Genomic DNA, 14569 nt, shown 5'->3' on the forward strand with positions numbered 1-14569 from the left:
GCCATAGTATTTTTAATCTATAAACCCTACATTTGGTTCACTAACCTTTTATACATAATTGTTATGCATTTTGAATTAAGTGAAGAACAAATAATGATTCAGCAGGCGGCCCGCGATTTTGCAAATCAAGAGTTAAAGCCTGGAGTAATCGAAAGAGATGAACATCAAAAATTTCCTGCAGAACAGGTAAAAAAGCTCGGAGAACTTGGTTTTCTGGGTATGATGGTTGATGAAAAATATAATGGAAGCGGTTTAGATGCAATCTCTTACGTACTTGTTATGGAAGAGCTTTCTAAAATTGATGCCTCTGCATCTGTTGTGGTTTCGGTAAACAACTCACTGGTTTGTTATGGCTTGGAAGCCTACGGAAGTGAGTCTCAAAAAGAAAAATACCTCAAACCTTTAGCATCGGGAGAAAAAATTGGTGCTTTCTGTTTGTCTGAGCCCGAAGCGGGTTCTGATGCAACTTCTCAGCATACTACAGCGGAAGATAAAGGAGATTATTATTTATTAAACGGCACTAAAAATTGGATTACCAACGGCAGCACTGCATCAACTTATTTAGTAATTGCGCAAACCCATCCCGAATTAAAACATAAAGGCATTAATGCCTTTATTGTAGAAAAAGGAATGGAAGGTTTTACTGTTGGTCCGAAAGAAAATAAACTTGGTATTCGTGGTTCTGATACACACTCTTTAATGTTTAATGATGTTAAGGTGCCAAAGGAGAATAGGATAGGGGAAGACGGATTTGGCTTTAAATTCGCTATGAAAACTTTAGAGGGTGGTAGAATTGGTATTGCAGCACAAGCATTGGGTATTGCTCAGGGTGCTTTTGAGCTGGCAACGAAATACGCAAAAGAACGAAAGTCGTTTGGAAAACCGATCGCAGAACATCAGGCAATCGCTTTTAAACTCGCCGATATGGCCACCCAGATTGAAGCTGCAAGGTTGTTGGTTTATAAAGCCGCATGGCTGAAACAACAAGGCTTACCTTATACGCAGGCTGGCTCGATGGCAAAATTATTTGCATCGAAGGTTGCCATGGATGTAACTGTAGAAGCTGTTCAGGTACACGGCGGTTATGGTTTCGTAAAAGAATACCACGTAGAAAGATTAATGCGTGATGCTAAAATTACACAGATTTACGAAGGGACATCTGAAATTCAGAAAATGGTCATTTCGAGAGAAGTGATCAGATAGTTTTAAGCGTACAGTTGAAATAAATAAAGAGGTTATATGGAAATAATACATTCCATATAACCTCTTTCGTTTTAAATCTTTGCAATAAAAGTTTAATTAGTCTTTGTCGCCCGCTATTGCTCCAAAAACTGCTTTAACCAAAGCAACTACAATTGCTAAAAAAGCCGCAGAAAAGAAACCAGATGTATTGAAAGATGCCATCATATTATCGACCAATAAAATCATCAGTACGGTAATTATAAAAGACATTAAGCCTAGGGTTAAAAAATTAACGGGAAAGGTTAATAATCTTAAAATAAAGCCAATAGTTGCATTTGCCAAAGCAATTAAAATGGCCGCAATTATTGCACTTCCGTAGCCATCTACGCTTACACCAGGAACTAGTTTTGCTCCTATAAAAACGGCTAATCCCATTAAAAGGACTTCGATAATTAATCTCATAATGTTTAATTTAGTAAAATGTTTAAATCTGTTAAATGTTTGATATACGTTGTTATTGCGTTAAATTTAGGCTCTTGCTCTAATAATAGCAACGCTCCTGTAATAAAATTTTCTGCTGATAGCAGTTCAATTGTAATTAAAAATATTGATGAAGCCAGTTTGTTTCAGGTTAGAAATGCATATCACACTAATCCTGATTCAGTTAATTTTATTTCGGTTTTATTAACACCGAACGAAACAGATAGTTTGCAAAATGAAGAATATATTGCGGGCCATACAAAATTACAAGGCGATTCTGTTCTGTTTGTGCCAGAAGAACCATTTTTAGCGGGAAAAAGTTATCTGGTAGAAAGTTACATCGGCGTTAAATTTGCTGATGGTGGTAAGTTGCTAAAAGGTACAATAAAACACAACCTCGAACCACAACAACAAGTGCTAAAAAGATAATCGAAACTGTAAATTCCTGTATCATAGTTTGATTATTTCTAAATAATTTGTACATTTGCATCGTAATCGAAGAAAAGAGAAGGGGACAATGTCCCCTTTTTCTATGAAATTCAGGTTAAAATATGCAGGTAGAAAAGAGAGTTATAGCACTCGTTGAAGAAAAAATTGCTGATCGGCCAGAACTTTTTTTGGTTGAAGTGAGAATGTTGCCAAACAACAAGCTAATTATTCATGTTGATGGTGATGAAGGCATAAGCATACAGGATTGTGTGGCAATAAGCAGGCATGTTGGGTTTCATTTAGAAGAAGAAAATGCCATTGAGCAAGCTTATAATTTAGAAGTTTCTTCTCCAGGTGTTGGCGAGCCATTAAAGCTAATCCGCCAGTACAATAAAAATATTGGCCGTACAGTAAGCATTAAATTCGCAGGCGGACAAAAAAAGGAAGGTAAACTTTTAGAGGTTACAGAAAACAATATTCTGATTGAAGAATCAGTTAAAGAAAAAGGTAAAAAGGCGGTTACAGTAGAAACATCTGTACCGTTTAATGATATAATAGAAACAAGTGTGTTAATTTCATTTAAGTAAAAATGAGTACTACAACAATTAATTTAATTGACTCTTTCCAGGAGTTTAAAGATTTCAAAAATATAGATCGCCCTACGGTGATTAGTGTGTTGGAAGAAGTTTTTCGTAGCATGTTGCGTAAAAAATACGGAACCGACGAGAACTGTGATGTTATCGTGAATCCGGATAATGGGGATTTGGAAATCTGGAGAACGAGAAAAGTAATGGAAGATGGGTTTTCTGAAGATGATGATTTGGAAATTGAGCTTGCTGAAGTTTCTAAATTAGATAGTACTTTAGAAGTTGGTGACGATTATATTGAACAAATTACTTTAGAAAGTTTCGGTCGCAGAGCGATTTTAGCTGCCCGCCAAACTTTGGTTTCTAAAGTATTAGAATTAGAAAAAGACGAAATTTTCAAAAAATATAAAGACCGTGTAGGCGAAATTATAACAGGTGAAGTTTACCAGGTTTGGAAAAAAGAAACTTTGGTTTTAGATGATGAAGGTAATGAACTTTTAATGCCTAAAACAGAGCAAATTCCTGCTGATTATTTCAAAAAAGGAGATTCTGTGAGAGCAGTAATTTCTAAAGTGGAAATGATTAATGCAAATCCTAAAATTATTATTTCGAGAACTGCACCCGAATTCTTACAACGTTTGTTTGAACAAGAAGTTCCTGAAATTTTCGACGGATTAATTACCATCAAGAAAATCGTTCGCGAACCAGGAGAACGTGCTAAAGTTGCAGTAGAATCTTACGACGATCGTATTGATCCGGTAGGTGCTTGCGTTGGTATGAAAGGTTCTCGTATTCATGGTATCGTTCGCGAATTGAAAAACGAAAATATTGACGTGATTAATTTCACAAATAACATTTCATTATATATTACCCGTGCTTTAAGCCCAGCAAAAATTACCTCTATTAAATTGGACGATGAAACTAAACATGCATCGGTTTACTTAAAACCAGATCAGGTTTCACTGGCAATTGGCCGTGGCGGACACAACATTAAACTAGCTGGTAAGTTAACCGGTTACGAAATTGATGTTTACCGTGAAGCTGGTGAAGAAACAGATGAAGACGTTGATTTAGAAGAATTCTCAGATGAGATTGATAGCTGGATTATCGACGAATTAAAGGCTATCGGATGCGATACTGCTAAGAGTGTTTTGGCACTTACAGTAGAAGATTTAGTAAAACGTACCGACCTTGAAGAAGAAACCATTAAAGAAGTGGTTCAAATTTTGAAGTCAGAATTTGAATAAGTGGTGTAATTGCCAAATAAACACTACTTTTGTATTAAAATAAAAAAATAACAGGAGCTAAATGTCAGACGACAAACCAATCATTTTAATTAAAGCTATTAAAGAACTTAATATAGGCATGGGTACGGCCGTAGAGTTTTTAAACAAAAAAGGGTTCTCAGCCGAGAAAAGCCCTATGTTTAAACTTTCGGGCGATATGTATGATGCCTTATTAAAAGAGTATCAGGGAGATAAGATCGTAAGAGAAGAAGCCAAACAAATAGTGATTGGTAAGATACGTCGTGACGAGCCTGAGACTGAAAAGCCAGCTGAAGCACCGAAAAAGAATGCCGATTTTGAGAAAAACGAAGAGATTTTAATAAAAAATACTCAAACGTTTACACCTCCGGTAGAAAAACCTAAAGTTGAAACCCCAAAAGCAGAAACACCTGCTGTTGTAGAACCTGCAAAGGAAACTAAAACAGAAGCTAAACCTGTTGAGGATGGAAACTTACCTGGTGTTAAGGTTGTTGGTAAGATCGATTTAAATGATCTTAATTCTAAAACAAGACCAGTTAAAAAGGAAGAAACTCCTGTAGCTGCGCCGAAAGTTGAAGAAGCACCAAAACCAGTTGTAGAACAACCGAAAGCAGAGGTTAAACCTGTTGAAGTTAAAAAGGAGGAAGCTCCTGTATCTACGCCGAAAGTTGAGGAAGCACCAAAACCAGTTGTAGAACAACCGAAAGTAGAGGTTAAGCCTGTTGAGGTTAAACCAACGGAAGTTAAGCCTGCAGAAGTTAAACCTGCACCTCCAGTTAGTAATGAGCCAGAAGTTATTAAAGCTCGTACCGTTAAATTAACAGGTCCTAATATTATTGGTAAAATTGTTTTACCAACAACTCCTGATAGAAGAAACGGTCCGGTTGCATCATCTAGCGATAGCGAAGCTGCAAAACGCAAGCGTAAACGTAAAAAAACTCCTGGAGCTCCAGGCCAACCAGGTCAACATGGTGGCCAAGGTCAGCAAGGTCAAAATCCTGCTGGTCAGGGTCAAGGTGGTGCACCAGGTCAACCTCGTCAGCCGTACCAAGGTAACAGACCAGGCGGTGGAACTCCATATCAAGGTAACAGGCCTGCCGGACAAGGCGGTACTCCTTATCAAGGAAATAGAAATAATAACAGACCAGGTTTCCAAAATAGAAATGCTACACCAAGCGGACCTAAAGAAGAGCCTACTGAGAAAGAAATTCAAGATCAAATCAAGGCAACACTTGCTCGTTTAAGTGGTGCAGGTAAATCTGGTAAATTTGCTCAACGTGCTAAGTTACGTCGTCAGAAACGTGATGATGTTGCATTTAACGCAGAAGAAGCAGCAAATGAACTTGAATCTCAATCGAAAATATTAAAAGTAACAGAATTTGTTACGGCTAATGAATTAGCGAGCATGATGGATGTACAGGTTACCAAAATTATTGGTACATGTATGAGTCTTGGTATGTTCGTATCGATTAACCAGCGTTTAGATGCTGAAACCTTAACTATTGTTGCTGATGAGTTTGGCTACGAAATTCAATTCGTTAAACCAGATGAAGATGAAGAAAACGTAATTGAGGAAGAAGATAACGAGGCAGACTTAATCGAAAGAGCCCCGGTTGTTACGATTATGGGTCACGTCGATCACGGTAAAACTTCATTGCTGGATTATATCCGTAAAGCAAATGTAGTTGCTGGTGAGGCAGGTGGTATTACACAGCACATCGGTGCTTATATGGTAACTACACCAACTGGTAAAAAAGTAACATTCTTAGATACGCCTGGTCACGAAGCATTTACAGCGATGCGTGCCCGTGGTGCTAAGGTTGCCGATATTGCAATCATTGTAATTGCGGCAGATGATGCAGTGATGCCTCAAACAAAAGAGGCTATCAACCACGCACAAGCGGCAGGTGTTCCATTGGTATTTGCTTTCACGAAAGTAGATAAACCAGGTGCAAACTCTGATAAAGTGCGTGAGCAGTTATCAGTAATGAATATCTTGGTTGAAGATTGGGGCGGTAAATTCCAGTCTCAGGAAATATCAAGTAAAACCGGACTAAATGTTGATTTACTTTTAGATAAGGTATTATTAGAAGCTGAGTTATTAGAGCTTAAAGCTAATCCAAATAAAAGAGCTACAGGTTCAGTAATCGAATCTGCATTAGATAAAGGACGTGGTATTGTAACTACTGTATTGGTTCAGGCTGGTACATTAAGAGTTGGAGATCCAATTTTAGCTGGTAGTTATAGCGGACGTGTTAAAGCGTTAACCAACGAACGTGGTATGAAGGTTGATTCTGCAGGCCCATCGCAACCCGTACAGGTTTTGGGTATGCAAGGTGCACCAACAGCAGGTGATCGATTCAATGCATTAGAGAGCGAAACTGAAGCTCGTGATATTGCAAACAAACGTATGCAGTTACAACGCGAACAAGGTTTACGTACGCAGAAACACATTACATTGGATGAGATTGGTCGTCGTTTGGCTATCGGTAACTTTAAAGAACTTAATATCATTGTTAAAGGTGATGTGGATGGTTCGATAGAAGCATTAGCCGATTCATTATTGAAACTTTCGACTGAGCAGATTCAAATTAACATCATTAGTAAAGGTGTTGGTCAGATTTCAGAATCTGATGTATTGTTAGCTTCGGCTTCAGATGCGATTATTATTGGTTTCCAGGTTCGTCCATCAACAGGTGCACGTAAACTAGCAGAAGCTGAGCAAATCGATATCCGTTTATATTCTATCATTTACGACGCAATCAACGAGATTAAATCGGCAATGGAAGGTATGTTGGATCCAGAATTTGAAGAGAAAATTGTGGCTAACGTAGAGATTCGTGAAACGTTCAAAATTACTAAAGTGGGTACCATTGCAGGTTGTATGGTATTAGATGGTAAAATTACACGTAACAGCAAAATCCGTATCGTTAGAGATGGTGTTGTAGTTTATACAGGTGAATTAGCATCGTTAAAACGCTTTAAAGATGATGTTAAAGAAGTATTAAAAGGCTATGAATGTGGTCTGAATATTCAAAACTTTAACAACATTGAGGTTGGCGATATCGTAGAAGCTTACGAACAAGTAGAAGTAGCTAGAAAATTATAATATTTAGTTATAAATAATAAAGGTCCTGATGAAATTTCGTCAGGACCTTTTTTGTTACCTATATATTTGGCTACAATAAGTTTCTATACACATCAATTGTTTTATTTGCACATTTTTCCATTGTGAAATTTAGTATTTGCTGAGATCCTTTTTTTATCAAATCATCTTTCAATGCTTTATCATCAACTAAGTGTTCAATCTTTGCTAAGATGTCTTCTGGGTCGAATGGATTGAAGTATAAGCTTGCATCTCCAGCAATTTCTCTAAAGCAGGCTATGTCGCTCATAATAATTGGCGCCTTTTGTTTAAAAGCCTCTAAAATAGGTAAACCAAAGCCTTCATAAATTGATGGAAAGATGAATGCAGAAGTATTTTGGTACAAAAGGTCTAACTCACGTTCTGTAGCTGTTATTTGAGTTACCCGATCCATAATCTTTAATTTTAAGAGATGCTCGATTTCAGCATGCTGGAAAGGTCCTCCACCTGCACAAATGAGCTTAAAGTTTTTTCTCTTTTGTAAGAATGCAGCAGCGGCGATGGCAAAGCGATAAAAATTCTTGTAAAAAGATCGATCTCCAACGAAAAGCAAATAATTTCCTTTGCTAATATCGGTTTCGGCACCTGTTTCATCGCTTTCCTGAGATGGAGTAAACCCATGGTGAATTACTGTAATTTTTTCATCAGGAATCTGGAAGATATTTTGAAGGTCTCTCTTTGTATTTTCAGAAATGGCAATAATATGGCTTGCTTTTTCGATACACTGCCTTTTTTCAAAAGATGACTTATCATCATTAGGAAAATATTCTGGCATAATTTCATGAATCATATCATGAACGGTTAATACAAAAGGCTTTTTTAGCCGCTCCAAAAAATAAGTGTGATAATAAGTAGGATGAAAAATATCAAAGTCATTTTTATCAATTACTCTTTTAGAATAGGCCCTGTTCCAGAGATATCCTCTTACTCTTTCCTTAAAAATAAGTTTTCCAACAGGATTATTGCTTAACAAGCCATTAAAATCTTTTAAATAGTAATTATTAGTGTAAAGTGCGGAAATTTTAGCTTGAATATCATCTTGTTTTTGTATAGTATGATAAACATTTGCAAAATAACGCGAAATTCCTCCATAGCGTTGTAGAGAGAACGTTTGGTGGTCAAATAAAACTTTGATCATCTTTTATAACTTAGGGACAATCTAAAATATAAAAAAAAAGTCTTTTTTGTGCTAAACTTTAATAAATCAGCTAATTAAAGATTTTTTTATAAAAATAAGCATTAAACACCTACTCGCTTTTGTTATTAATCTCACTGGTTATCTAGATTAATAACAAAAGCATGATTGCATATTGATAATTCTAAAATCGAGCCATAGCATTCCCTGGTTATTAGCGTAAGAACTAGTATCGGATCGATTATAGACCGAAAACATTAAGGTGCTGCTGTAGTAGGAGCCCTTTTTGGTTTATAGAGCATCTTTATCTATGTAATATTTTGCACACATACATGTTAAAAGAGATTCAGTTTAAGATTGAGGCTTTTTTTTTGTAGATATTCGCTTTTTACAAATTATGGAGAAAACAGAACAAAATCTTGTCGACCCGACACTCAAGAAAAACTTCAATTTTGTTGATACTATTCGGTGTATATCAATGATGGGCATTGTATTTGAGCATTCTGCCACATTATGGGGAGCGAAATATGACTCTGTTGGCGAAACAATTTTACAAATTGCTTCCATGCAATTTTTTAAATTCGCAACTGTTGCTTTTTTTTTAATTGGCGGCTTTTTAATAAATTATAAATTTACAGAATATACACCAGGTAACTACATAAAAAGAAGGTTTACTAATACCATCAAACCCTGGTTAGTATGGATTTTGGTTTTAGTTGTTGCTAATTTTATTCAGAACTGGATTGTGTTTAAAAGAGGCAACAATACTGGCTTATTTTTAAATGACCCAATAACTTACTTTTCGAATGAGTTAAAATATATTCTATTTGAGAGTAGTTTTTGGTTTATTCTCAATTTTCTCATTTGTATTACAATTCTACTCGCATTTAAAAAATATCTTTATAAATTTTGGTTTGGGCTTGTCCTACTGCTTTGCTCTTTAACTTATAGTTTCAACCTTTATACAGAATGGTTTGTTACGCATCATTCAACAGCACTTTTTGGTTTTGTATTTTATCTATGGTTGGGTGTATTTCTAAATCGGAATTTTGAAAAAATAACACAATTTATTAAGAGTATTTCTTGGGAACAAATGATTGGATTAAACTCTGTGCTTTTCGTTTTAGCCTGCGCAGAAACCTACTTACTAATGACAAGAGGTTCTCACGATGAATATAATACCTTACGCATAACTAATATCCTATATTCGTTGTCTATGTTTGGTCTTTTGCTTAAAGTTGGTGATATTAAAACAGTTGATCGAATACTTACGCCTAGACAATCAACTTTCGGTATATACCTAATTCATCAAATATTAATTATTAGACTTTTACCTGAACTATTTAAAGGTGAAATTCTTGCCGTTATTTCAAGTTCAGTATATCTAAATATTGGTTTTAGTGTTTTAAGATTTCTTATCGTTTATGGAATTAGTTTTTCAATAACTAAATTCCTGCAAAAAACTCGTTTTAAATGGATAATAGGAAACTAAGAAATAATAAACAAAACGGGCAACTCCGCCACTTTTAAGTTCTTACTGTAAACATAAAGATTAAGTAAACGTTCTGAAAAGAAGCCAAATATTCTACGTTGATATGGGTAATCGCTAAGTTTGACTGTTTTTTCCAATTCTGTTATGATCGGGAATAGCCAAGCGCAGTAATCTGAAAAAATGGATTTCGATGATACCATCATATTATAGCAAAACATACTATCAGAATCTTCAAAAAAAGTGTCAAATCCCTCTTTAAATTCAGGATATAGTTTTAAAACTGCTTCTCTCATTAAAAACCAATCTTCTTTAATGTGATGATAGATATAATGATCCTTGATGGATAAAGAAATGCCAGGCTTCAATTCATGCACAAGCTTCTTTGGTAAAAGAATATCCACATCTTGTAATAGTTGGACAATCTGGTTTCCTAATTTTGGCGAAGAAATTCTGTCGTAAGTCGATGAGCATAATGACTCAACATAAACACTAGACGGATCTGTCTTTGTTTTCTTGTACAAAAATTTATTTTTTATCCTAACATTATAATCAACGAAATATCTCCTATAGTGGCAAAGCCCGATATAATCCACTTCAAAATTATCTAAATGTTTCCATAGCCAATAAAGAGCAGTTAATTCGCCATAAGTTTGATTTTTATGAGCAATATTATCACCTACATCATCGCTTAAAAAGCCAAGATTAGTTTCTGAAATTTTTTTTCCAACTTGTATTGGAACTATAAAATCGCAGTTTGGAACTTCATAATCTTTATGATAAACGGAAAATATAGTTAAGCTTTTACTGTTCATTTTTTATTTCCTGTTTAGTTCTTGCTAAAGCAGAAGCGATAACTTGATGCATATCGTAATATCTGTATTCTGCTAACCTCCCACCAAAAATAACGTTTTCTTCTTTTTCGGCTAAGTTTTTATAGCACTTAAGAATAGCCATATTGTTATCATCATTTACTGGATAATAAGGTTCAGCGTTTTTAGGGTTTTTATTTGGATATTCTTTTGTTATAACTGTTTTTGGTTGTGTGCCAAATTCAAAATGTTTATGTTCATAGATTCTCGTATATGGGGTTTCAGCGTCTGTAAAATTCATTACTGCATTTCCCTGATAATTTTCCCGATTATGTATTTCGACTTTAAAATCTAAACTTCTATATTCTAAATGCCCATATTTAAAATTGTAATAAGCATCGATTTTACCTGTATAAACTGTTTTTTTTGCTTTACTTTTAAAATAAGCTATGTCATTTAAAAAATCTGTTTCTAGTAAAACATCCGATCCTTTAAGCAACTGCTCAACTATTTTTGTATAACCGCCAAGTGGTATTCCCTGATATTTATCCCCAAAATAATTATTATCGTAGGTAAACCTAACAGGTAATCGTTTAATAATAAATGCTGGAAGTTCGATTGCCTTTTTCCCCCATTGCTTTTCGGTATAATGTTTTATTAACTTTTCGTATATATCTTTCCCAACTAACTTGAGTGCTTGTTCTTCTAAATTTTTAGGGTTGTCTATTTCTAAGTGTGCAATTTGCCTAGCAATTTCTGCCTTTGCTTCATCAGGAGTTTTTGTGCCCCACATTTTATAAAATGTGTTCATGTTAAAAGGCAAATTATATAGCTCGCCTTTATAATTAGCTATGGGCGAATTTGTATACCTGTTAAATTCTGCAAACTGATTAACGTAATCCCAAATGGTTTTATCATTCGTATGAAATATATGAGCGCCATACCAATGAACATTAATCCCTTCTACATTCTTTGTAAAAACATTGCCACCCAAATGATCTCGTTTATCAATGACCAAACATTGTTTCCCGATTTTTGTCATTTCATGAGCAAAAACGGACCCATACAGACCCGCTCCAACAATAAGATAATCGTACCTTTTCTGCATATTACGGCAAATATAATTATTGCAAAATGTTATTTTATAAAGATTAGTTATTATTGCAAATGATCTCAATTATAATTGCATCGGTGAAGCCTGAGTTATTAGCAAAAGTAGAAGCTAGCATTAGTAAAACCATAGGAGTTAATTATGAAGTAATTGCAATAGAGAATGGTGATGGTAGAATGGGATTATGCGAGCTGTACAATAAGGGTGTTAGTCAATCTCATTTTGATGTTTTATGTTTTATGCATGAAGACATTGTTTTTAAAACAGAAAACTGGGGTGCGTTAGTATTACAGATATTCGAAAACAACAAACAGTTAGGGTTACTAGGTGTTGCAGGAAGTCAGTACAAGTCAGTTGCACCATCTACTTGGCATAGTTTTAAAAATGAAGAACCAGAGCTCCTTAATTATAATTTTATACAACACTTTAAATTTTCAGAGCACAAAGCTATTTTGGAGTATTCAAATCCAGAAAATGCATTGCTTACAAATGTTGCTACTATTGATGGACTTTGGTTCTGTTGTACTAGAGACGCTGTTCAAAAATATTCTTTTGATGAAAAAATATTAAAAGGATTTCACGGATATGATCTTGATTTTTCGATTGGTATAGGTCAATATTTTGATGTTGCTGTAACATTTGAAATATTAATTGAACATTTTTCAGAAGGAAATTTAAATAAAGACTGGCTCATTGATATATTAAAAGTTCATGCTAAATGGAGTTCTTTACTACCTATTAATATTCGGAACTTGTCTAAGAAAAAAATTTTCTTTTTAGAAAAAAATGGTTTTAGAGCATTAATACAAAGAATGAAGGCAGAAGGATTTACTTTATCTGAGATAAATAATGTGATTTTTCAAGGCAAAAAGTCGAGAGTTATGAGCTTTAAATTACTATTAAAGATTTATTTTTTTCTCTTCAAAAAATAGCCTGACGTTTTTTAATTAGACTCAGCTATCCTTTTCCATGCATTTTCTATATCGATATGTTCATTGTCTTTGTTATAAATGCTTAATATATATTCAGAAGCAAGCTTGCCTTTATTAAGCAATTCTGTTGGATTGTTATTGTACTGAATAATGGTGTTTTCTAATTTTGATAAAAAATCTAAAATATTTCTATCAGCTACTTTAATACTGAATTCTGGTTTGAAATATTCTTCGCCAGCATTGCCAGTATACCCAATAACAAAACAACCACATGCCATAGCTTCAACTGGGGGTAACCCAAATCCTTCTCTATGATTAAAGGAAAGAAAAATAGCACTTTCTTTTAATAGCGATGCAACTTGTTCTTCATTTAATCCATCAATGGCTACAAATTCCCATTCTTTAAAGTAATCTTTTCCATTAAGGAATTGATAAATCTGGTTTGCATCTTCAGCCAGTTTCCTTGGCATAAACGCAATTTGCTTTTTCTTTTTTGAGCTATAGCTAAATGTTTCAGACAACCCAATCCTAATTCTATTTGTTTTTACTTGGGGATAAAATTGAGAAAGATAATTTTCTGAATCCTTTGAAACCACTAGGCATCCTAATAAATTCGAATTATTATAAGGCGAATTGGATGCCTTAAATGCTGGGAATTGCTCAAATGTGTAATAACAGTTTTGATTAAATATAACTATTGAGTATTCGGTAAAGTAATTAATATGTGGGCCGTATATTTCTGGAAAAACTAAAATACTACCCTCTTCAGGCATTTTTTTTCCAAATAGCAATCCCTCTATAAATTGCATGAAAAAATTTTTCTTATACCAATTTAGCTTTTTGAAAACTCCAGCGAAATTGATCACGGCAGTGTTATTCGTGTACCAGGTAACTCTGAAGTTTTTCTTTTTATGCAGCACGTATGCTTCGTGCCCTAAGGAATTTAAAACATCTACTAATCTGTAAAGCTGCTTAACTCCCCCTAATGGTTTATCCCTATCTGGACATATTACATATATTTTCTTTTTATCCATTAGAAAGAATCTTTTTTACCCAGTTTTCTGCGGCATATTTATCTACAATTTCTTTTGCAATTTCTTTGTACTGAGTTGTCCAGAAATCATTAGGAATATTAATTTCATTCACATCATCTAATACGAATATGTTATGAGGATCATAGAAATCATACTCGCGAATATTTGTATTAGTTGTAATTAGTTTTTTTCTTAAAAACATAGCTTCAAAAACCCTAAAGGATAGGCCAGTTTGATTTTTATGTGCAAGATCTACAATTAAAGAACCTTGATTGGCAAATGAAATTGACTCCTTAAAAGGTATTATTTTATTCAAGATTTCAATTCCATTAACCTGCTGTATCTTTTTACCTCGCGGAACATGTAAAAAAGCTTTGTAGGTTTTATTGTCTATTTTGAGATACTCCATAATCTTGATTAAATCGGACTCTCTTTGATCTAATGTTCCTAAATAAATAGCATCATATTTAGGCGTAATATGTGCCTGAAAATCCCAAAAGTGGAAATTCTCTATCTTTTTGAAATTATAATTTTTGCAATCATTGCTATCAAAACTATAAATTACATTAAAATGGGCCAACCTATCCATCGGTGCACCAACTTTAGATAAACTATCCCAAAGTAATAAAATCTTGTGTTCGGCTTTTTTTATTACAGTATCGAAAATTATATCATCAATTAAATCAACTCGATTAACAACTAAATAATCTACTTTAGTTAAGCTATTTATTTGTCGCAAAATGCGTTTTCTATGCATTTCTGGTTTAAGATTTTTTCTTAATAATAATTTTGAAAAAAAATTTATAACCCGATCAAAATTATTTCTGTAGGCAAGTTTCGGACTCGTATCAATGGCTGTTACAATACAATCACTATGTTTTACTAAAACTGACGTTATAACTTCATCAAAGTCATAGTAGCTTGGCATCATCAATAGAACTTGTTTCATTAGATTAAGTTTTAAGCCT

Annotated in this window: 13 protein-coding genes; 7 read left to right on the top strand and 6 right to left on the bottom strand. The window is 34.2% G+C overall.

All coding sequences use genetic code 11. The annotated features are described in order from the left end of the window. Positions 1 to 63 precede the first annotated feature (63 nt). Positions 64 to 1203 carry an acyl-CoA dehydrogenase gene (locus tag ABD692_RS20015; protein WP_344769829.1) on the top strand — a complete coding sequence of 380 codons (1140 nt, stop codon included), beginning with the start codon at positions 64 to 66 and terminating at the stop codon, positions 1201 to 1203. Positions 1204 to 1299: 96 nt separating this feature from the next. Here ABD692_RS20015 and ABD692_RS20020 read toward each other — a convergent pair whose 3' ends face one another. Then, on the bottom strand, positions 1300 to 1644 hold the full coding sequence (locus ABD692_RS20020) for a phage holin family protein (protein ID WP_344769831.1): 345 nt from the start codon (positions 1642 to 1644) through the stop codon (positions 1300 to 1302). 18 nt (positions 1645 to 1662) lie between these two features. Between ABD692_RS20020 and ABD692_RS20025 the strand changes: the two genes are divergently transcribed. From ABD692_RS20025 to infB, 4 genes are all read left to right on the top strand, one after another. Continuing rightward, entirely contained in the window at positions 1663 to 2091 is a 429-nt protein-coding gene (locus tag ABD692_RS20025; protein ID WP_344769833.1) for a hypothetical protein, read from the top strand. A 122-nt stretch (positions 2092 to 2213) separates the two neighbouring features. Next, positions 2214 to 2678 carry a ribosome assembly cofactor RimP gene (gene rimP, locus ABD692_RS20030; RefSeq protein WP_316762760.1) on the top strand — a complete coding sequence of 155 codons (465 nt, stop codon included), beginning with the start codon at positions 2214 to 2216 and terminating at the stop codon, positions 2676 to 2678. Positions 2679 to 2680: 2 nt separating this feature from the next. Then, positions 2681 to 3925 (top strand): transcription termination factor NusA, encoded by a 1245-nt coding sequence (gene nusA / locus ABD692_RS20035; RefSeq protein WP_316762759.1) that lies wholly within the window; start codon positions 2681 to 2683, stop codon positions 3923 to 3925. A gap of 61 nt (positions 3926 to 3986) precedes the next feature. Then, complete coding sequence (gene infB / locus ABD692_RS20040) at positions 3987 to 7052, top strand: translation initiation factor IF-2 (protein WP_316762756.1); 3066 nt, start codon at positions 3987 to 3989, stop codon at positions 7050 to 7052. Between the two features lie 70 nt (positions 7053 to 7122). On the opposite strand, the gene ABD692_RS20045 is transcribed toward infB, so the two are convergent. Continuing rightward, the gene (locus tag ABD692_RS20045; protein WP_344769837.1) at positions 7123 to 8226 is read right to left on the bottom strand and encodes a glycosyltransferase family 4 protein; all 1104 of its coding nucleotides are present in this window, start codon (positions 8224 to 8226) and stop codon (positions 7123 to 7125) included. A gap of 394 nt (positions 8227 to 8620) precedes the next feature. Between ABD692_RS20045 and ABD692_RS20050 the strand changes: the two genes are divergently transcribed. Beyond that, entirely contained in the window at positions 8621 to 9715 is a 1095-nt protein-coding gene (locus tag ABD692_RS20050; RefSeq protein ID WP_344769839.1) for an acyltransferase family protein, read from the top strand. On the opposite strand, the gene ABD692_RS20055 is transcribed toward ABD692_RS20050, so the two are convergent. Both ABD692_RS20055 and glf read right to left on the bottom strand, forming a co-directional pair. Then, complete coding sequence (locus ABD692_RS20055) at positions 9712 to 10527, bottom strand: DUF4422 domain-containing protein (protein WP_316762747.1); 816 nt, start codon at positions 10525 to 10527, stop codon at positions 9712 to 9714. The two genes, ABD692_RS20050 and ABD692_RS20055, sit on opposite strands and share 4 nt — an antisense overlap. Continuing rightward, on the bottom strand, positions 10517 to 11632 hold the full coding sequence (gene glf, locus ABD692_RS20060; RefSeq protein ID WP_316762744.1) for a UDP-galactopyranose mutase: 1116 nt from the start codon (positions 11630 to 11632) through the stop codon (positions 10517 to 10519). The genes ABD692_RS20055 and glf overlap by 11 nt, the downstream gene beginning before the upstream one ends. 83 nt (positions 11633 to 11715) lie before the next feature. Here glf and ABD692_RS20065 point away from each other — a divergent pair, with 83 nt between their 5' ends. Beyond that, on the top strand, positions 11716 to 12567 hold the full coding sequence (locus ABD692_RS20065) for a glycosyltransferase (RefSeq protein ID WP_486352095.1): 852 nt from the start codon (positions 11716 to 11718) through the stop codon (positions 12565 to 12567). Between the two features lie 11 nt (positions 12568 to 12578). On the opposite strand, the gene ABD692_RS20070 is transcribed toward ABD692_RS20065, so the two are convergent. Together ABD692_RS20070 and ABD692_RS20075 are read right to left on the bottom strand one after the other, a co-directional pair. Next, positions 12579 to 13601: a glycosyltransferase gene (locus tag ABD692_RS20070; protein WP_344769845.1), complete on the bottom strand. Its 1023-nt coding sequence runs from the start codon at positions 13599 to 13601 to the stop codon at positions 12579 to 12581. Continuing rightward, the gene (locus ABD692_RS20075) at positions 13594 to 14550 is read right to left on the bottom strand and encodes a WaaS/CpsH family glycosyltransferase (RefSeq protein ID WP_344769847.1); all 957 of its coding nucleotides are present in this window, start codon (positions 14548 to 14550) and stop codon (positions 13594 to 13596) included. The genes ABD692_RS20070 and ABD692_RS20075 overlap by 8 nt, the downstream gene beginning before the upstream one ends. Positions 14551 to 14569 lie beyond the last annotated feature (19 nt).

It is taken from the genome of Pedobacter ginsengiterrae (assembly GCF_039537385.1).
Taxonomy (GTDB): domain Bacteria; phylum Bacteroidota; class Bacteroidia; order Sphingobacteriales; family Sphingobacteriaceae; genus Pedobacter; species Pedobacter ginsengiterrae.

What these genes read in the sequence shown, in the direction of transcription:
- ABD692_RS20015 (WP_344769829.1), top strand. Translation starts at nt 64, where the DNA reads ATGCATTTTGAATTAAGTGAAGAACAAATAATGATTCAGCAGGCGGCC.
- ABD692_RS20020 (WP_344769831.1), bottom strand. Translation starts at nt 1,644, where the DNA reads ATGAGATTAATTATCGAAGTCCTTTTAATGGGATTAGCCGTTTTTATA.
- ABD692_RS20025 (WP_344769833.1), top strand. Translation starts at nt 1,663, where the DNA reads ATGTTTAAATCTGTTAAATGTTTGATATACGTTGTTATTGCGTTAAAT.
- rimP (WP_316762760.1), top strand. Translation starts at nt 2,214, where the DNA reads ATGCAGGTAGAAAAGAGAGTTATAGCACTCGTTGAAGAAAAAATTGCT.
- nusA (WP_316762759.1), top strand. Translation starts at nt 2,681, where the DNA reads ATGAGTACTACAACAATTAATTTAATTGACTCTTTCCAGGAGTTTAAA.
- infB (WP_316762756.1), top strand. Translation starts at nt 3,987, where the DNA reads ATGTCAGACGACAAACCAATCATTTTAATTAAAGCTATTAAAGAACTT.
- ABD692_RS20045 (WP_344769837.1), bottom strand. Translation starts at nt 8,226, where the DNA reads ATGATCAAAGTTTTATTTGACCACCAAACGTTCTCTCTACAACGCTAT.
- ABD692_RS20050 (WP_344769839.1), top strand. Translation starts at nt 8,621, where the DNA reads ATGGAGAAAACAGAACAAAATCTTGTCGACCCGACACTCAAGAAAAAC.
- ABD692_RS20055 (WP_316762747.1), bottom strand. Translation starts at nt 10,527, where the DNA reads ATGAACAGTAAAAGCTTAACTATATTTTCCGTTTATCATAAAGATTAT.
- glf (WP_316762744.1), bottom strand. Translation starts at nt 11,632, where the DNA reads ATGCAGAAAAGGTACGATTATCTTATTGTTGGAGCGGGTCTGTATGGG.
- ABD692_RS20070 (WP_344769845.1), bottom strand. Translation starts at nt 13,601, where the DNA reads ATGGATAAAAAGAAAATATATGTAATATGTCCAGATAGGGATAAACCA.
- ABD692_RS20075 (WP_344769847.1), bottom strand. Translation starts at nt 14,550, where the DNA reads ATGAAACAAGTTCTATTGATGATGCCAAGCTACTATGACTTTGATGAA.